Origin of the sequence: Roseibium sp. SCP14, assembly GCF_040329475.1 — a bacterium.
GTDB lineage: Bacteria > Pseudomonadota > Alphaproteobacteria > Rhizobiales > Stappiaceae > Roseibium.
This window is the reverse complement of record NZ_JBDZYH010000001.1, coordinates 1,063,798-1,080,355: the sequence shown is the minus strand read 5'-3', so window position 1 is coordinate 1,080,355 and position 16,558 is coordinate 1,063,798. Positions and strand designations below refer to the sequence as shown.

Annotated in this window: 22 protein-coding genes; 11 read left to right on the top strand and 11 right to left on the bottom strand. The window is 55.4% G+C overall.

Going from position 1 to position 16,558, the window contains the following annotated elements:
- The first annotated feature begins 107 nt into the window (after nucleotides 1–107).
- Nucleotides 108–497, top strand: a complete 390-nt coding sequence (locus tag ABLQ08_RS04965) for an FAD-binding oxidoreductase (protein WP_352940009.1) — start codon at nucleotides 108–110, stop codon at nucleotides 495–497.
- 1 nt (nucleotide 498) lies between these two features.
- Nucleotides 499–1,821 carry an NAD(P)/FAD-dependent oxidoreductase gene (locus ABLQ08_RS04960; protein ID WP_352940008.1) on the top strand — a complete coding sequence of 441 codons (1,323 nt, stop codon included), beginning with the start codon at nucleotides 499–501 and terminating at the stop codon, nucleotides 1,819–1,821.
- A 27-nt stretch (nucleotides 1,822–1,848) separates the two neighbouring features.
- On the opposite strand, the gene ABLQ08_RS04955 is transcribed toward ABLQ08_RS04960, so the two are convergent.
- Nucleotides 1,849–2,244 carry a hypothetical protein gene (locus tag ABLQ08_RS04955; protein ID WP_352940007.1) on the bottom strand — a complete coding sequence of 132 codons (396 nt, stop codon included), beginning with the start codon at nucleotides 2,242–2,244 and terminating at the stop codon, nucleotides 1,849–1,851.
- A gap of 198 nt (nucleotides 2,245–2,442) precedes the next feature.
- Between ABLQ08_RS04955 and ABLQ08_RS04950 the strand changes: the two genes are divergently transcribed.
- Together ABLQ08_RS04950 and ABLQ08_RS04945 are read left to right on the top strand one after the other, a co-directional pair.
- Nucleotides 2,443–3,069, top strand: a complete 627-nt coding sequence (locus ABLQ08_RS04950) for a GNAT family N-acetyltransferase (RefSeq protein WP_352940006.1) — start codon at nucleotides 2,443–2,445, stop codon at nucleotides 3,067–3,069.
- Between the two features lie 73 nt (nucleotides 3,070–3,142).
- Nucleotides 3,143–3,664: a ClbS/DfsB family four-helix bundle protein gene (locus ABLQ08_RS04945; protein WP_352940005.1), complete on the top strand. Its 522-nt coding sequence runs from the start codon at nucleotides 3,143–3,145 to the stop codon at nucleotides 3,662–3,664.
- A 2-nt stretch (nucleotides 3,665–3,666) separates the two neighbouring features.
- Here ABLQ08_RS04945 and ABLQ08_RS04940 read toward each other — a convergent pair whose 3' ends face one another.
- The 3 genes from ABLQ08_RS04940 to ABLQ08_RS04930 are packed head-to-tail and all read right to left on the bottom strand — an operon-like array spanning nucleotide 3,667 to nucleotide 5,208.
- Entirely contained in the window at nucleotides 3,667–4,353 is a 687-nt protein-coding gene (locus ABLQ08_RS04940; RefSeq protein WP_352940004.1) for a GNAT family N-acetyltransferase, read from the bottom strand.
- 7 nt (nucleotides 4,354–4,360) lie between these two features.
- Complete coding sequence (locus ABLQ08_RS04935; RefSeq protein WP_352940003.1) at nucleotides 4,361–4,681, bottom strand: antibiotic biosynthesis monooxygenase; 321 nt, start codon at nucleotides 4,679–4,681, stop codon at nucleotides 4,361–4,363.
- A complete protein-coding gene (locus ABLQ08_RS04930) occupies nucleotides 4,678–5,208 on the bottom strand; it encodes a MarR family winged helix-turn-helix transcriptional regulator (RefSeq protein ID WP_352940002.1) in 531 nt (176 codons plus the stop codon). Before ABLQ08_RS04930 ends, ABLQ08_RS04935 begins: the two co-directional genes overlap by 4 nt.
- Before the next feature lie 96 nt (nucleotides 5,209–5,304).
- On the opposite strand from ABLQ08_RS04930, the gene ABLQ08_RS04925 reads away from it, so the two are divergent.
- Nucleotides 5,305–5,664 carry an ArsR/SmtB family transcription factor gene (locus tag ABLQ08_RS04925; protein ID WP_352940517.1) on the top strand — a complete coding sequence of 120 codons (360 nt, stop codon included), beginning with the start codon at nucleotides 5,305–5,307 and terminating at the stop codon, nucleotides 5,662–5,664.
- A 4-nt stretch (nucleotides 5,665–5,668) separates the two neighbouring features.
- Complete coding sequence (locus ABLQ08_RS04920) at nucleotides 5,669–6,160, top strand: SRPBCC family protein (protein ID WP_352940001.1); 492 nt, start codon at nucleotides 5,669–5,671, stop codon at nucleotides 6,158–6,160.
- A 90-nt stretch (nucleotides 6,161–6,250) separates the two neighbouring features.
- Here ABLQ08_RS04920 and ABLQ08_RS04915 read toward each other — a convergent pair whose 3' ends face one another.
- Nucleotides 6,251–6,541: a winged helix-turn-helix transcriptional regulator gene (locus tag ABLQ08_RS04915; protein ID WP_352940000.1), complete on the bottom strand. Its 291-nt coding sequence runs from the start codon at nucleotides 6,539–6,541 to the stop codon at nucleotides 6,251–6,253.
- A 131-nt stretch (nucleotides 6,542–6,672) separates the two neighbouring features.
- Between ABLQ08_RS04915 and ABLQ08_RS04910 the strand changes: the two genes are divergently transcribed.
- Complete coding sequence (locus tag ABLQ08_RS04910) at nucleotides 6,673–7,581, top strand: DMT family transporter (RefSeq protein ID WP_352939999.1); 909 nt, start codon at nucleotides 6,673–6,675, stop codon at nucleotides 7,579–7,581.
- 72 nt (nucleotides 7,582–7,653) lie between these two features.
- Here ABLQ08_RS04910 and ABLQ08_RS04905 read toward each other — a convergent pair whose 3' ends face one another.
- Together ABLQ08_RS04905 and ABLQ08_RS04900 are read right to left on the bottom strand one after the other, a co-directional pair.
- Nucleotides 7,654–8,649: a J domain-containing protein gene (locus tag ABLQ08_RS04905; protein ID WP_352939998.1), complete on the bottom strand. Its 996-nt coding sequence runs from the start codon at nucleotides 8,647–8,649 to the stop codon at nucleotides 7,654–7,656.
- A 202-nt stretch (nucleotides 8,650–8,851) separates the two neighbouring features.
- Nucleotides 8,852–9,319, bottom strand: a complete 468-nt coding sequence (locus ABLQ08_RS04900; protein WP_352939997.1) for an RT0821/Lpp0805 family surface protein — start codon at nucleotides 9,317–9,319, stop codon at nucleotides 8,852–8,854.
- Between the two features lie 82 nt (nucleotides 9,320–9,401).
- Between ABLQ08_RS04900 and pdxH the strand changes: the two genes are divergently transcribed.
- The gene (gene pdxH / locus ABLQ08_RS04895) at nucleotides 9,402–10,037 is read left to right on the top strand and encodes a pyridoxamine 5'-phosphate oxidase (RefSeq protein WP_352939996.1); all 636 of its coding nucleotides are present in this window, start codon (nucleotides 9,402–9,404) and stop codon (nucleotides 10,035–10,037) included.
- Nucleotides 10,038–10,063: 26 nt separating this feature from the next.
- On the opposite strand, the gene ABLQ08_RS04890 is transcribed toward pdxH, so the two are convergent.
- The 3 genes from ABLQ08_RS04890 to ABLQ08_RS04880 all read right to left on the bottom strand — a co-directional run bounded on the left by ABLQ08_RS04890 (nucleotide 10,064) and on the right by ABLQ08_RS04880 (nucleotide 12,070).
- Nucleotides 10,064–11,038: a magnesium transporter CorA family protein gene (locus tag ABLQ08_RS04890; protein ID WP_352939995.1), complete on the bottom strand. Its 975-nt coding sequence runs from the start codon at nucleotides 11,036–11,038 to the stop codon at nucleotides 10,064–10,066.
- A 190-nt stretch (nucleotides 11,039–11,228) separates the two neighbouring features.
- Nucleotides 11,229–11,372, bottom strand: a complete 144-nt coding sequence (locus ABLQ08_RS04885) for a hypothetical protein (protein ID WP_352939994.1) — start codon at nucleotides 11,370–11,372, stop codon at nucleotides 11,229–11,231.
- Between the two features lie 290 nt (nucleotides 11,373–11,662).
- Complete coding sequence (locus tag ABLQ08_RS04880) at nucleotides 11,663–12,070, bottom strand: hypothetical protein (protein ID WP_352939993.1); 408 nt, start codon at nucleotides 12,068–12,070, stop codon at nucleotides 11,663–11,665.
- A 236-nt stretch (nucleotides 12,071–12,306) separates the two neighbouring features.
- Here ABLQ08_RS04880 and ABLQ08_RS04875 point away from each other — a divergent pair, with 236 nt between their 5' ends.
- Entirely contained in the window at nucleotides 12,307–13,293 is a 987-nt protein-coding gene (locus ABLQ08_RS04875; protein ID WP_352939992.1) for an RNase adapter RapZ, read from the top strand.
- Here ABLQ08_RS04875 and ABLQ08_RS04870 read toward each other — a convergent pair.
- Nucleotides 13,290–14,201, bottom strand: a complete 912-nt coding sequence (locus ABLQ08_RS04870; RefSeq protein WP_352939991.1) for an MBL fold metallo-hydrolase — start codon at nucleotides 14,199–14,201, stop codon at nucleotides 13,290–13,292. The genes ABLQ08_RS04875 and ABLQ08_RS04870 overlap by 4 nt on opposite strands.
- Nucleotides 14,202–14,446: 245 nt before the next feature.
- Here ABLQ08_RS04870 and ABLQ08_RS04865 point away from each other — a divergent pair, with 245 nt between their 5' ends.
- Both ABLQ08_RS04865 and ABLQ08_RS04860 read left to right on the top strand, forming a co-directional pair.
- Nucleotides 14,447–14,926, top strand: coding sequence for an SRPBCC family protein (locus ABLQ08_RS04865; protein WP_352939990.1), 480 nt, complete (start codon nucleotides 14,447–14,449; stop codon nucleotides 14,924–14,926).
- Between the two features lie 180 nt (nucleotides 14,927–15,106).
- Nucleotides 15,107–16,456: an ATP-binding protein gene (locus ABLQ08_RS04860; RefSeq protein ID WP_352939989.1), complete on the top strand. Its 1,350-nt coding sequence runs from the start codon at nucleotides 15,107–15,109 to the stop codon at nucleotides 16,454–16,456.
- Nucleotides 16,457–16,558 lie beyond the last annotated feature (102 nt).

The window sequence follows — 16,558 nt, the reverse complement described above, 5'->3', positions numbered from 1 at the left end:
CCGAACCTACCTGATTTCACCTTGAATCCTACGGCTGTTCAAGGGAAGGTGGCGCCACTTTCCAGGCTGCAAACGAAAGCGATATCGAGAGGAACCGGCGACACGACATGCTGACAGTCCTTGATCTTCTGACGGCGAAGGAAACGCCCGGTCAGCACGCGCCTTCCTTTTGCCCTGCGATCGCCAATCGGCGAACCTCTTTTCCCGCGCTTCAGGTAACCCTGGCTCGCGATGTCTGCATTGTCGGCGAAGGTTACACAGGGCTGTGGGCTGCTCTCAATTTGGCTCGCAGCGGGATGAATGTCGTTTTGCTGGAGGCCAACAGAATTGGTTGGCGGGCGTCAGGTCGCAATGGCGGTCAAGCCGATTCCGGCCAGCGGTTCGACGCGTTTGAAAAGCTGAACATTCCGGCATTTCCAGGTGGAGACAAGCTTCGCTTCCCATTGCTTGTGCTGGCAATGACCTGGTTCTCCCTGCGCGACAGGCTTGGAATTTAAGATGTTGCAACTTCGTACCGACGTGAGAAAAACCATAGACAGCTACTGGGAAGCCAGTATCTCCCAGCCTCGGCAGGACAAGCAGCTGATCGGCAACGCGTTGTTTGATGTTGCGGTCATCGGAGGCGGTTTCGCCGGGCTGAGCGCTGCCATGAAACTCACCCAGGCGGGCGTGTCGGTGTGTGTACTCGAAGCAGAACATGTCGGTTATGGTGCATCGGGACGGAATGGCGGATTTTGCTGTCTGGGTGGAACGAAGCTCGATGAACGACAGCTGATCCGCAAGTACGGACTTGAGGAAGCACGCAAGTTCATGGCTTATCAGGTTGCCGGCATCAATCTTGTTGCACAGCGCCTTGAAAGCTGGGGCATCGACGCCGATCGGCACTCGCAAGGTGAGATTTCTCTGGCCCATCGCCAGAAGGATTTTTCGTCTCTGAAATCGGATGCAGAATTTCTAAAGGAACATTTCGGTATCAACGCGAGGGTGCTGACAAAAGCAGACCTTGATGCAGAAGGCTATGGCGGCCCTGGTTTCTTCGGCGGCCTCCATATGCCCTATGGCTTCGCTCTCAATCCCATGAAATACGTCCAGGCACTGGCCGGGCAGGTCAGGAACGCAGGCGGCAAGATTTTCGGCAAGTCTGCGGTCACCGATCTGAGCCGGGACGGAGATCGCTGGTGTCTGGAAACCAAGCACGGCTTTGTCCGCGCAAAAAAAGTGGTGTTGGCCGGAAACGGATATGCGCGTGAAGATGCACCCAAGTGGCTGCACGGACGTACATTGCCGGTGATGTCATCGATCCAGGTGACAAGACCCTTGAGCGACGACGAGTTGGCCGCCCAGGGATGGACGTCGAATACGATGGCTGCAGATACCCGCATCTTGCTGCACTATTTCCGATTGATGCCGGATCGGCGCTTCCTGTTCGGAACACGTGGTGGCATCTTTGAAAATGCGCCTGCGCTGGCGGCGATGCGAAAGCGAGCCCGAGCCGACTTTCAGTCGATGTTTCCGGCCTGGGCGGGTGTCGAAACAGAATTCAATTGGTATGGCCACGTCTGTCTGGCGCGTGCCTTGACACCATTTGTCGGTGAAGTGCCCGGCATGGAAGGTGTCTTCGCCGCGATGGGATGGCACGGCAGCGGTATCGCAATGGCTTCGATTTCAGGAGAAAAAATCGCCGGCCTGATTACCGGAGCAATCAGACCGCAGGACTTGCCCAAACCATTGCAGCAACCGTTCAGAAAATTCCCGTTCCCGGCATTCCGCCGAGTTTATCTGCAAGGGGCCTACTGGTTGTACGGCTGGAAGGACAGGTAAGACAGATGGAGGCGTGCCGCCATCTGCCTACTTCACTTCGATGAGATATTTGTCGACCACATTGCGGATCTTGCCGGAGCCGGCAGTGTACATATCCATAGTAAAGCCAACCTTGAAGACATCCTTGCCCCGGTAGCCGCGCTTCGGCTTATAGATGACCGCGGTTCCTTTCACTTGTTGACCTGCGCAACGACCGGCGCCCTCGCTAAGCTTGTAGGATACCTGCCTGAAGCTGACCGTTCCGTGTTCCGGCTCCTTGGTAACCTTCATCTTTGGAATGGCACCAGCTTTGCAAAACGGTCCATAGGTTGCGTGAGCACCCACAGTGGAGGTTTTGTTTGCGGGAATTGTGCGGCGGATCGTGTCTGCCTGTGCAATGGTTGAAACAGCGATCAGAATCAGAGCGCTCAAGAAAACGCGCATGATAGCCCCCTATCAAATTTCATTAGTGCGCCGTTCATATGTTGCAATCTGAGGTTCGGCAATCGCTGTGGTCTGTCGAGCGTGTTTATCTCTGGTAAGTGTTGCAAATTTGCATTTTTGAACAATGGGTTGTAGTGATTTTGAGCTGACGTAAGGTCAGGTCTCAAGCTGCCGATTGGTGATTGGAAAAGGTGAGGAATGAGTGACGGCTTCACGATACGAATTGGGCAGGTGGGCGACCTGGAAACCCTTTATGAAATCTGCCTCAAGACAGGTGACGGAGGGAAGGATGCAACCTCGCTTTACAATCATCCCGAGCTGATCGGTCAGATTTATGCCGCTCCATATGTGGCGCTTCCCGGCCTGATCAGTTTTGTCGCAGAGGACAGCGAAGGCGTCGTCGGCTACGCAGCCGGCGCGGCCGACACACGTGTTTTTGAACGCCGCCTCGAAGCCGAGTGGTGGCCGGCTTTGAGAAAACGTTATCCGGATCCAGGTTTCGATAACGCAGAGCTGTCTCCCGATGAATTGCGCGCAAAGACCATACATCACCCGAGACCGATCCCTGACGACATCGTGGGTGATTACCCCGCTCACATCCACATGAACCTGTTTGAACGGGCTCAAGGCAGGGGCGTCGGGTCTTTGCTTCTGGACAGCTGGATCGAAGCAGCGAAGGAACAGGGTGTCCGCGCGGTTCATGCCGGCGTCAGCGGTGCCAATCATGCAGGGCTGAAATTCTGGACGGCGCGAGGGTTCCAACAGGTGCGTGTGGATCCGCAGAACGGATCCAACGGCACGATCTGGACCGGGCGTCTGATCTGACGCTTTCTTGCGCTCGATCAAGGTAGTTCATTGTCGAAGGCCTCACTGTGCCTTCACAGGAATGGAGAACGACTTGCCTGCGACGTCCAAACAGGAACTACTGACCGCTTCGACAAAAGAATTCGGCAAGCTGCAAGGCCTTCTGGACGAGCTGCCGGAAGAGCTTTGGCTTGAAAAAGATGAAGAGGGCATCTCGCCGAAGGACATCGTTGCCCATCGCGCCCATTGGATTGAACTCTTTCTGGGTTGGTATCGTGACGGACAGGCGGGACGAGAGGTCTTTTTTCCCGCCCGTGGTTACAAATGGAACGAAACCAAGCGCTACAATGCTGATTTGCGGCAGCATCAGGTGGATTTGTCATGGGCGTCAGCCTGCACTGATCTGTTGAGCAATCACAAAGAGCTGACGGCTCTGATGGAGAGCCTTGCAGACGAGCAGCTCTATAACGGGCCAATGAAGGGAGCCAAAAGTCATTGGACCACAGGACGCTGGGCGGAAGCAGCCGGACCAAGTCATTACAGATCGGCGGCAAAGTATCTGCGACAACGGCTCAGGGCGTTCCGGAATTCTTCTGACAATCGCGGATCAGTTTAGCACTAAGGGCGATGCCGGACTTTGGCAACATTGACTTCACTCCAGATTTCAAATCCCAGCTTTCGGTAAAGCGCTATGGCGCCATGATTGTCGGCAAAGGCATGCAGAAATGGCGTGTCGCCGCGCGCTCTTATCTCCGATGCCACGTGCCGCGAGAGCGAGGTTGCCAGCCCACGTCCCTGAAAGTCCGGGTGCGTGCAAATCCCACTGACTTCCGTGAAACCGTCCAGGTTGAGACGCGTACCGGCCATGGCCGCCAGTCGATCGTCAATCTTGATCCCCCAAAAGGCACCAAGTTCCGGTGTCCGGTGTTTGAAAGGCCCGGGCTTTGTGAGTTCGGCCAAAGCCACCATTTCCGGTATGTCGGAGGTCACGAGCGGCCGAATATCGGGACCGTCAGGCTTGGGAGTGGAGGCTGTCTGCTCCGTCATCAGAACGCCTAGCGCGGAGAATTCCGCTTCCAGGTTCGACGGCAGCGAAATCGCTTCCTTCTGAAGCAGATAAACATAGTCATCGCCTGGTCCGATCAGGTCAGCCAATGCCTGAAGCGCATCCTGCGAGTTGTTTTTCGAAGCAGCAAAGGGAGAGATTTGGGGATCGAAGCGGACCGCCAGGGAGTTGCTTCGGGCAAATCCCTGCTGACGTGATGTCAGGGCCGACCAGACAATGCGGTTGAAGGATTGGGACATGAGCTTCTCACTCGGCCTTTCGTGTCGTTCTCTGTTCAAAATGAGCGGCAGTCTGGTTCCAGCGTTTCAGGACCTTTTGTGCTTCGTCCGGTACATAGCAGCGTTCATAGTCCGGCCCCTGAAAGGCAATGATGTTTTCCAGGGACTGGAAGCTCATGATGGTCATGAATTCCACTTCGTCTTCCAAATCGCGCCTGAGCACTTCAATTCCGAGATATCCGGGGATTTGCTTGGCTTCGATCCCAGGAATGACCGATGTCGTTAAAACCTCAAAATAGGTGTCGGCGTTTTCAGACGTGGTCCAGCCGTGCCAGATCCTCTTGATCATGAGTTCGTCTCCCTGGTTCCGGTAAGGTGATCCCAATCGGGCACGGGTTGCTCGGGCAGACGGGTCATCAGAGGAGCAGATGTCAGGGCGTCTTCCAGCTGGGTCAGCTGATTCAAAAACGAGCCGTCGAGATCGGAGCAGGCATCTTTTACGGCCAGTAGGATTGTCGGCCATAGCGCTTGCTTGAAATAAACAACCTTGGCTTCGCCTTTCCCGGTAAGAGCGATGTTGCTGATGCGCTTGTCGTTGTCATCCTGCTTCGCTTCGACGAGACCGGCAGATTTCATTTTGTTGATCATCCGGGTGACGCCCGGCTGGGTCTGTCCAAGTGCCTTGGCCAGGTCGCCGATGCTCATGGGGCCGGTCCTGTCAAGGGCGGCAAGTACCGGATAATGCGGTGTCGGCAAATCCGTTCCGGTCAGCTCTAACGCCACCTCCTGCGTTTGGGCCTGCAGCTTTTCGCCAATGCGTTTGAGCCTGCTTCCCAGGGTACCGTATCCAAGATTGCGAACAACGTCTTCCACCATGTGACACTCCATTTACATAACTAGATATATAACAAGGCATGTAAATTTCAAGGCAGTTTGTTGACTCGAATGTAAAATTAGAATAACTAAATGGTTATGGAACAAGTTGGTTATACAAGTGGTGTCACCAATCTGGATGCGGTGTTTGCCGCGTTGGCTGACCCGACCCGCAGGGCCATCCTGACGCGGCTCGCCGCAGGCGAGGCTTCGGTGAACGAAATCGCGGCGCCGTTCGAAATGAGCCAGCCGGCAGTTTCGAAACATTTGAAAGTGCTTGAACGGGCGGGGCTGATCACGCGCGGTGCGGACCGGCAACGCCGGCCTGCAAAGCTGCATGCGGAACCGATGAAAGACGCAATCGCATGGCTTGAAGAATTCAAGGAGTTCTGGGCCTCCAGCTTTGATCAGCTTGATGCACTTCTCGAAGATTTGAAAAACGCGGACAAATGGGAGTAATGCCGTGTCTTTACCTGAATTCATTTTAGACAGACGTTTTGAAGCCCCAAGAGAACTTGTCTGGCGCACCTGGACCGAGCCGGACCTGTTGGCCCGTTGGTATGGTCCGGGCGTGGAAACCATCATTCACAAGCTGGACGTTCGTCCGGGCGGTTTATGGCTGAACGAAATGAAGTTCGGTGGCGGGTCACATTACCAAAGAGTGGAATACACGGAAGTCGTTGAACCGGAAAAACTTGTCTGGTTGCATTCCGTTTCGGACGACGCATGGGAAATTGCTGCAAATCCGATGATGCCTGACTGGCCAAGGGTTCTACTGACAACGGTCACGTTTACCCAGAACGGCAATCATACCGATGTCCGCCTCGTCTGGACGCCTCATGAAGCAAGCACAGCGGAAATCGAATGTTTCGCCGGGGCCGTCAGCGGTCTCGACAAAGGTTGGGGCAAAGGCATGGAACTGCTGGCCGAACTTCTGGCAGAGTTGCAACGATGAGCACGGCAGAGCTGCCGGAAAAGAGGAACCGGCAGCTCTTTTCTTCACTTTATCCATCGGGTCTTGCGAACAGATTGCCGATGCTGGAAGTTAGCCTTGTTCGGAACGGTATTTGCTCAGATGGTCTACCCAGTGGATTGACCATTGTCCGAATGGCTCAAGCAAGCCGAACAACTCCCGTCCCATTTCCGTAAGCTCATAGCCGTGACTGTCGTGGTCGATGAGCAGGCCTGCACGCAGTTCCTTGAGCCGCCGGTTGAGAACTGTAGACGAAACGCTTTCGCAGCTGCTTTGCAGCTCTCGAGACGTAAGCGGATTATCTGTCAATTGCCAAAGATTGCCGAGCGACCGGGGGCGACGGAGCAGGTCAAACAACGCCATGATCGGTCTTCCTGACTTGGAACCGCGGACTGGCTGACCCGGTTGAAGGGGAGGAGATGACATCGAAACTTCTTGCTATCTTTTTAGTAGCAAACTAATGCTATGAAAAAGATAGCGTTTTGGAGTTTCGAATGCTTGTTGTTTTTCCGTTTCTGGCGGCGTTGACGGCATCGGCCAGTTGGGCAACCGGAATCGTGTTGGCGCAGATGCCGGCGAGGGCGCTTGGAGCATTTGCATTTACCCGCATCCAGCTGGTTGCCTGTTCTCTGCTTGTAACCGTGCTGTCGTTCGTGCTCGGTCTCTGGCAAAGCATTGATTGGGGTTTTTGGCCGTCCTTTGTGATCAGCTCGACAATTGGTGTCGTCTTGGGAAATCTGGCGATGATCGAGTGCCTGCGCCGGGGCGGGCCGCGTGTCACTGAACTGCTCTTGTGTCTCAAGGCCCCCATTGTGGCCCTTCTCGCCTATGTCTGGTTGGGAGAGGTGCTGGGGCCCGGCGACCTGCTCGGAGGGGCTCTTGTGATTGGGGGGCTGCTTATTGCTATCCATTATGGCGGTGAGGAAGGAAAACAGCCCGAACTCCAGGGACGACAACTTGCTCCTGTCCTGTTGTTGGGAGGGATGGCTGCCGGGTTTCAAGGGCTGGGATTTGTTGCTTTGAAACCCGCCCTTGCCGATGGCGCGGAGCCGGTGGCCGTCGCGGCAATTCGTCTTTCGGGGGCAGCTGTGCTCGTTTTGCTGATCGGAGCCCTGCAGTCTTCCGTCAAGGTTCGGAAGCAGCAACCGTTTCAGCGCAATGTTTCGTCCTACCTGTTGTTCAGAACGATTGTCCCGGGTGTCATCGGTTATGTGATCGCCTCGTCGCTCCTGCTGTATGCGTTTGCCAACATGGAAGCGGCGATTGCCACCATTCTGGGATCTCTGTCGCCTCTTTTTGTTTTGCCGATCCTTTGGCTGGTGGAAGGCAAAAGACCTAACACTCACTCGGTCATCGGCGCAGCGCTTGCCGTCATCGGGGGCGCTGCAATTGTCTGTCTGTAACTCGCTTCGCGTCACAAACAAAAAGTGCCGCAGCTTCGGCGGCACTTTTCATTCCTTGGGACAGGATTGAAGTCAGTCGAACTCCGGCCCGCGTGCCCGGTAGGGGGTGATTTCCTTCCAGGCTTTCATCAGGGTTTCCAGCTCATCGTCGCTGTGGGGCGGCATGATGATCTGAAGCTTGACCAGAAGATCGCCATGCCCGCCGTTCTTGGTTGGCAGCCCTTTGCCCTTGAGCCGCATCGTCTTGCCGCTTGAAGCGTTTTCCGGGATTGTCAGGTTGACTGCTCCGGAGAGCGTCGGCGTTCTGACTTTGGCTCCCAGGACAGCTTCATAAAGCGTCAGCGGCAAGTCCAGATGAAGATCCGAGCCCTTTATCTCGAAAAGCTTGTGCGGCCTGATCCGCACTTCAACCATGGCATCGCCTGCAGGCCCTCCGTTTTCGCCCGGATAGCCCTGGCCTTTGAGGCGGATCTTTTCGCCGTCTTCCACACCCTTGGGCAGGGTGACGTTCACCGTCTTGCGGTTTGGCAGCGTCACTTGTGTCTTTCCGGAATTGACGATGTCTTCCAGAGTAACCCGCGCGACGATCTCGGCATTCTTGCCTTTGATCTTAGGGGGCGCCTTTGCGCGCGGGCCGCCGCCGGCAAAACCGGCTCCCGCTCCAGGGCCACCGGCACCCGGTCTTGAGCGCCCGCCGCGGCCGCCGAAGCTGCCGAAAATGTCATTCAGGATATCGTCAAAGCCGCCGGCTCCGCCCGAGGATTTGAAGCCGCGCGCGCCGCCGCCCGCTGCACCGAAATCCTCAAAGCCGGAAAAACCGTCAAAGCCCTGCGAGTGAAAACGTTGCTTGCCTTCTGCGTCGATTTCACCGCGGTCGAACTGCGCGCGCTTGTCCTTGTCGCCGACGATCTCGTAGGCTTGGTTGACTTCGGCAAAACGCTGCTGCGCTCCCGGATCGTCCTTGTTCTGATCCGGGTGGTATTTCTTGGCCAGTTTCCGAAAGGCCTTTTTAATTTCGCTCTCGCTGGCAGATTTTGCCACCCCGAGAACGCTATAGGGATCACGCATTCGTATCACCAGGTTTCTAAGATTTTCCGGCCCGCTGCCTCACGCATAAACGCTCCGGATACATGACCTGCTCCGAAGCGCGCGATTGTCAGAGGCAAAGCTTGACCGGACTTGTTCTCTATATCGGGATGAAAGCCCGAAAAATCCAGACATCCGCCACCAGTAAGAAAACACACTGTGTGTAACGGTTTTAGCAGGACGATCAAGCGTCGGCTACACTGAGAGTGGTCACCGTGAATTTTTGCGTGATGTCGCGGCAGGCCGTTCCGGAATAGAGCTTGATCCCGGCGATGGTGTTTGCCGTGGTCAGGAAGGATACGCATCCGGTCTCGGCCAGGGGAGCAGTATCAATATTGGTTAGCGTACCGGAATTACCGCTTGAGGAATTGAGCCAGTGGAGGGACAAGTCCCGCACGTCGTTATTTGCAACCAGATCCGCTCCGATCGCATCAAGGTTCTCGGCAATGCTGTTGCGGTCGCCCGCATTGATGTCGGAATAGGCGATGTCGGTTGAAGACGAAATGGACCCGGTCAAGATGGTGGGTGTATCAACATTGTTGCTGCCCATGGGAACACTGACCTGGCTGCAGCCCCCGAGCGAAACGCCGAGCGCAAGGGCAATGGCCACAAAGTGTTGGACCTTGCCGTATCCAGGAGTATATGAACGCATACGATACATCTTCTAGACGGCCTCCCACATAGGCAGAGACTTGCCGTGTTGCGGGCAGTCGATTTCTTCGACGGGTAATCTAATGACAGACCTCAAGCATCCTTCTGAAGAGTTAACAAAAGGTGACTTTACGGAGGTCAAGAAGCCATTTGATCTTTTCTGTGAATGGCTTGAGGATGCCAAGGCCTCTGAACCGAATGATCCGAATGCCTTGTCTCTGGCTACGGTTGACGAAACCGGATTGCCGAATGTGCGTATGGTCTTGCTGAAAGGCGTCGATGAGCGCGGCTTCGTGTTTTACACAAATTTTGAAAGCACGAAGGGCAGGGAACTGCTGTCCGCCGGCAAGGCCGCAATGTGCTTTCACTGGAAGTCTCTGCGCCGTCAGGTAAGGGTCCGTGGACCGGTTGTCGAAGTATCCGCGGACGAGGCGGACGAATACTATCAATCCAGGCCGCGCGGAAGCCGAATTGGTGCCTGGGCGTCCAAACAGTCCCGACCGCTCGAGAGCCGATTTGCGCTCGAAAAAGAAGTTGCCAAATACACCGCGAAATTCGGCATCGGTGACATTCCAAGGCCGGAATACTGGTCGGGTATGCGTTTGGTGCCGACATCGATCGAATTCTGGCACGATAGGCCCTTCCGCCTCCACGACCGTATTCTGTTTACTCGCACGGCTCCGGATCAGCCGTGGTCAAGCGAGCGGCTCTACCCCTAGTCCGGTGACAAGCGAGAATGGCTGCATCACAGCAGCCGTTTCCATCTGAAAAATACGAAGGTGGCGATCACCGAAACCAGCATGAGCCCAAGGGAGAACATGAAACCCTGTTCCCAGTGGAGTTCAGGCATGTTGACAAAGTTCATGCCGTAGATCGATGCGATCAGTGTAGGGGGCAAAAAGATCAGGCCGAGTACTGTGAAGAGTTTCGCGATCTGGTTCTGTTCCAGCGTGACAAGTCCAACCGTGGCATCCAGTAGAAAATTCAGCTTGTTGTCGAGCCCGTCGCCGTGCTCCTTGATGGAGCGGATGTCCCTGCCGAATGTTCTGCAGTCCAAGGATTGCTGATCGCTGAGGTTCAGACGCTTGGCGTGCGAGTTCATGTAAAGCAGCATTCTTGACAGGCTTGCACATACGTCATGCATCTTGGCGACCTGCAGCCCGATCTGGCCTAGACGTTTGATCGCGACCTGATAGCTGGCGGTCTTGCGCGTATTCAGACCGTCACCGAAGACTTGAAGTGCCAATTCGTCATACTGCCGGGAGGCGTTTTCCATCTCATCGGCACACTTGTCGACGATAATATCCATCATTGCCAGAAGGATTGCGGGGCCGACGTGAGGAATGGTCGGGTCGGACTGCACCTTCTTTGAAAAGACGGTCAGCGATTTGGGTTCTCCATATCGCACTGTCACCAGCCGCTTGGCATTGAGGGCGAATGTTACGGAGGAAAGGGCAGGGTCAATTACCGGCGTAGCCATCGGCAACTGCGCGGTCATGATAACGGCACCCGGTTCCAGGTAAAGCCGTTCGGAGGTTTCGATGGAGGCAATTTCGTCCCGTGTCGGGATCTCTGCTCCCATCAGTTTCTCTGCGGTCTTCTGCTCTTCCTGCGTCGGCGAAAGCAGGTCGATCCAGATCGACGTTGATGGCAGAGCGTCGCCGGGAGACAGTTCAATCCGTTCCAGGCCTTTGACTGAGGGGCAATAAGCAATGATCATCTGGGCAATCTCCGCAAGGACACTTCATACCTACGGTTGTTGGTATGGGTGCCCGACTCAGCGGCAGTTTGCCCAAGAGACCAGGTCACGGCAACTGTGCAGGGTTCTCAGCTTGTTTTACTGCGACGCCGACGTAACGCCGGCTGTCGAACCGTCCAAAGAACAAGTCCCTGCAACGAAGCCCAGCAGCTTATTTCTGCTTTTTCGTCGCAGCGCCGGCATTCTTGCAAAGGACCGCAGCATTGAGCGCTGCGATGCCGACTGGCTTGTACTGGTTCTCAAGTCTTGCCCCGGCCGGAATTTTGGAAGCCGGGCGGGAAATTTGCTCAGACATTTCTTCAGGTCCGTTGTTAATATCCAGTGCCCGCTGACTGGACTTCAGTTTGTTTTTGGGCGAGCGTGCGTGCATGTCGTGTCCAATTAAGGCAATCGCAGGGCAGCAAGCTGGTGTTGCTTACATTTACTGCTTTTAATGGAAACAGCATGCGCCTCTATCGCTCAAACAGCCAGTCAAATTCCATAACAGGATGTAACGAATTCGGCTGGAATTTGAAGTAGATAGGTAAGAATTTGTTTACCTGTTTCCGGTCGGACCTTCCCTTACGTCCGCAACGTGGTGAGAAATCAGACCAAATAGCTTTTGTAGTTCTGCGGCGCTTTGCCGCGCATGGCGCTGAAAAGACCCCGGATGCAGCGCATGGCTGTCAGTATCAGTGTTAACGCCAACAAGAGAAGGCCGGCCAGAATGATCGTCGACGAGATGCCGGCGCCAAGAACGATCATCAATGTGCCAACGCAAACTCCGATTACCAGAACAGCTACTGTTGTGCGGATGTAATAATAGTGGGCAAAGACCCGAGTTTCATCGGGCTCGGCGAAAAGGAACGAGAACAGCAAAGCTACGGGGGAGAGCAATGCCGACAGGATCAGGACGTAGCACAGGCAAACATTGCTGAGACCGGGTCCGATCAGGTGGTCGCGCAACTTGTGAGAGGTCCGATTTTCTGATTCTGCCTTTTTATCCATTTTCATCAAAGGAAGACCGGATCTCTTTCCCGTTTAGACGTGCCGTGGCCCTCCCGAACAAACCCGGCGTGCGCCACGCTCCAAATTGCGCACAGCCGGTAACATCCGAGTAAGTGAAATTTATGATGAGCCTATTGCGGAAGTGAAGTTCATTTTTGATAATTCGCTTATAAACAAAGAAATAATTCAGGATGACGCCGAAGAGAACGGGACGGCGCCAACGCATTGCAAGTTGAGAGAACATGAAGCGATATGCAGCCTACAGATCTGCTTCGGCGCCGGCGAGCCGCACGGTCGGCTCCGTTGCGCTTGCGCTTGCGGTCATCGCTTTTCTTGCGAAGCGATTCGGAGTGATCGACGCAGACGTGTTCGTACTGTCGCTGATTGGTGCGGCACTCATAGCCCTTATGGCTGTCATGCTGGCTATCGTCGGGCTCCATCGTATCTGGAGCTATGGCGGAAGTGGTCTGCCGGCCGCATTGAGCGGAATTTTTTTGGGCGCGGCCGCGCTCGTTGCTCCATCTCTCGTTTTGGGCATGCTGGCCCTCCATTCGGGAAACAATGATCTTTCCACCGACCGGCAGGATCCTCCAGCGGTGGTCGTTCAGTCTCTGGAGGTCGAGCAACCGGTGCTGGCCTGGATGAACCGTATCCTGGAACTTCATCTGTGGCCCAACCTTCAGCAGATTTCCGCAAAGGACCAAAGCCGGATTTCTGATCGTGAGCCCGATAATCCGGACATTGTTTCGCGCAGATATCGGATAGCGCCGGCACAATTGCATGCGGCTGGGGCCAGGGCCCTGGAAGAGCTGGGATGGACGGTTGTCGATGAACTGCCACCAGATCTGCTGGACGCTCCCACAAGGTTACAGGCTGCGGGAGTAACCCGTGTCCTGGGGCTCAAGCACGATGTCACATTGCGTATTCGACCAGATGCGGTCGGCGCGCTCCTGGACGTCCGGTCGCGCTCAAGGACACCTTTGAAGGACCTGTCAGACAATGCTGATCACATCCGTATTGTCTTTGCCGAAATCGATCAGGTATTGCTTGAGACCTACGGCGACCTCGCGCGGCTGTCAGTTGAGGAAGGTGCCCTGGACGAAGAAGACCTGCAGCTTGAGCCCGTTGAGGATCCGAGAAGCACAATCCCGCTACCGGGCTTCAAGCCTTATTTTGAAGAAGAGGGGACGGTCGTCGATGATCTGGAGCTGACCGACCTTGAAGGTTAGAGTACTTCCCTGGCCAGTTGATAAACGGCTGTCAGTGACAGGTCTGGCGAGGCGGCAACGATCCCTCTCCGGGCCAAATCTTCAAGATGTGCGAATACAGAAAGACCTGCTGCGGGATGGAGTGCCGGACTGACATCGGCATAAAGCGCAGCAACGATGTCCGGGATGGTACGTGCTCCGGAGGCCAGCTGTCCGAGTATCGATGCTTCCCGATCTAGACGGTGTTGCTTCAGGTCCCGCACATAGGCGACCGCCTGCCTGATTTCCGCGCCATGTCCGGGAAGATAGATCGTTTCGGATCTGTCGAGGAGCTTGTCGATGGAGGCCATGTAGTCTTGCATGCTGCCATCGGGCGGTGCCACGATGGAGGTAGACCAGCCCATGACGTGATCAGCAGAAAGTAATATGCCTTCCCCCCAAAGCGCAAAACAAAGATGGTTTGCGGTATGACCGGGCGTTTCCACTGCTTCAATTTCCAATCCGGCGACGCTTATGACTTCGCCATCATGAAGTTGCCGGTCCGGCCGGTACGTCTTGTCGCCGCTTGAATCCAGCGGATTGATTTCGTCCTCAAGCAAAGGACGCGCTGCTCTATGTGGACCGCAGCCGACAATTGGTGAACCGGTTTTCTCCTGGAGAAGCCGGGCTCCCGGTGAATGATCCATATGCGTGTGGCTAACCAGAATGGATTCGATCGTGGCACCTTCGCAAGCCCGGAGGATGGCATCGATATGGTCCGCTGCTGCCGGACCCGGATCGACGACGGCCACGTGCCGTTCGCCAAGCAGATAGGTATTGGTACCGTGGAAAGTGAACGGTCCGGGGTTGTTGGCGGTAAGCCGCCGTATTCCGGGGGTGAGTTCAACCGGATTGCCGTAGTCAGGGTCAAAGTCGCGGTTGTGCTTCATTTCCTATGGCCAATCGAATTTGTAGTGAGAAATCGTGTGTGCTGAAACTCGTTCAGTTTGCAGAGAAAGGCAACGGGTCTTCACGCTTCAAACCGAAGGTTCGCTACGCTCGTTTTGAAGGTTCTGAATTTTCGTCATCGATCTGACGCCAGAATCGGATACGCAAGCGCGATTTTGCCAATCCGGGTGCTTCTATGAAACACTGTCAAAGGGATTGGCATGAATTTATTTTTGGCAGGTCGTAAATGGTGCAGGAACAGGAATGCCGGTTTGAAGTTTTGCTGGATTTGCCCCGGGAACGGGCATTCTCGCTTTTTGTCGATCGTCCGGAACTTTGGTGGTCGTCCCCTTTCGCCAATCCGGGTGAAGGCAAGGTGGAAGCCGGAATTGAACCCTGTGTCGGTGGCAGTTGCTACGAGATCGATGGCGATGGCCGCAGGCGGAACTGGGGGACCGTACTATCCATCGAGGCTCCACTGTATATCCGGCTGGCCTGGCAGGTTTCGCAGGAAGGAGAGGAAATTGCCGATCCCTCCGCAGCAAGCCGTGTCATGGTCAATTTTCGTCAGGCCGGAGAAGCAACCCGCCTGGAAATCGTCCATAACGAGTTTCTCAGGCATGGGGAACACGGGGCGGACTATCGAAAGATCATGCGGCAGCCGGACAGGTGGCCGCGCATTATCAAGAATCTGCAACGGGCGGCACGTACGGCAACCTGGCGATAGCGGGACGACACGTAAGAAGTGCAACAAAATGAGCGGCCTGTCGTTTGGATGACATGCTTGCCGTGCTAAGAGCTTCACCAATCCCATCACCTTGTTCGGCCTTGCGTGTAAACTAAGACGTCGAAATAGTATTTCCAGATGACGGCACCTGCCATCCGAAACCGCACACAGAACTCACCCATGACCGCAACGCCATCGCCACTCGAGGAGCCTTCAGAGGCTCAAACTGCTGCATCGCCTCTCACACGGCTGGGCGAAGCGCGTTGGATTCTGATCGCAGCTGTCTTCATTGCGGTCGTTGCGATCCTGTTTTACCAGGTGCCCATCTGGGCAGCGGCGCTGGGTGTGGCCCTTCTGGCAGGCTCGGCTGCCTTTGTTCCGCGCCGGGCGGCTGCGCGCCGGGTCCAACTCGGCACCCAGCGGGAAAGGCGGCGGATGTGGCCGGGCACCGGAATGAAAGTGACGGTTGATGCGCTGCCAACACCGTGTTTCGTCGCGGATGGTCGGGGCATCACCAGGTATGTAAACACCTCCGCACAAGCGGCCTATGAAGGGGTGAAGCCTGGCGATCCTCTGTCCTTTTCACTTCGGGCACCGTCTCTTCTGGAAGCATTCGACCGGGTTTGTGCAACAGCCAGAACGGAACGGATCAGCTGGATCGAAAAAGTGCCCACGGAAACCTGGTACGAGGCGCATATTGCGCCGATCTATATGCCGGGAAGCAGCGGGCAGGAAACGGGAACGCACCGTCCGGACTTCATACTGGTCGTCATTCAGGATTTGACTGAAAATCGGCGCCTTGAACGCATGCGCACGGACTTTGTTGCAAATGCGAGCCACGAACTGCGAACACCTCTGGCATCACTGACCGGTTTTATCGAGACGATCCAGGGCCCAGCCCGCAATGATCCGGAAGCTCAGGACAGGTTCCTGTCAATCATGCTGGATCAGGCAGGACGCATGCGGCGGTTGATTGATGACATTCTCTCTCTGTCGCGGATCGAACTGAAAGCACATGTTCGACCGGCTAACGTTGTTGATCTGTCCGAGATCGTTCGTCACACAGCAGATGCCCTGTCTCCTCTGGCGGCAGAAATGAGTGTTGAAATCCGGATGCAGATGCCGGAGGAGCCGGTCCGCCTGAACGGTGATCGCGATGAACTTATCCAAGTGACCGAAAACCTCATCGAGAACGCTTTGAAGTATGGCAGCGAAGGCAAATTCGTCGACGTGACCTTGAACGCTTGTGACGATCTTCCGGAAGGACGATCCTGGATGCTTGAAGTCCGGGATTACGGCAACGGCATTCCGAAAGAGCATCTGCCACGCCTGACGGAGAGATTTTACAGGGTAGACGCGGAGTCGAGCCGGGCGATGAAGGGAACCGGTCTGGGTTTGGCGATTGTAAAGCACATACTGACGCGGCACCGCGGCCGTCTGGAGATCGACAGTGAAGCTGGACACGGCGCATCTTTCAGGGTGACGCTGCCGGTGCTCGAAAACACCGAAGATATTTTAGAAAAAATCTAAGTCCGAGAAGAAATTGAGTTTGTCGCATTCCTGAAACTGGAGGGTGTTAGCACTTCACACATTGGGTAGGACCATGTGTTCGCCGGTTGGTTGCTCGGATCG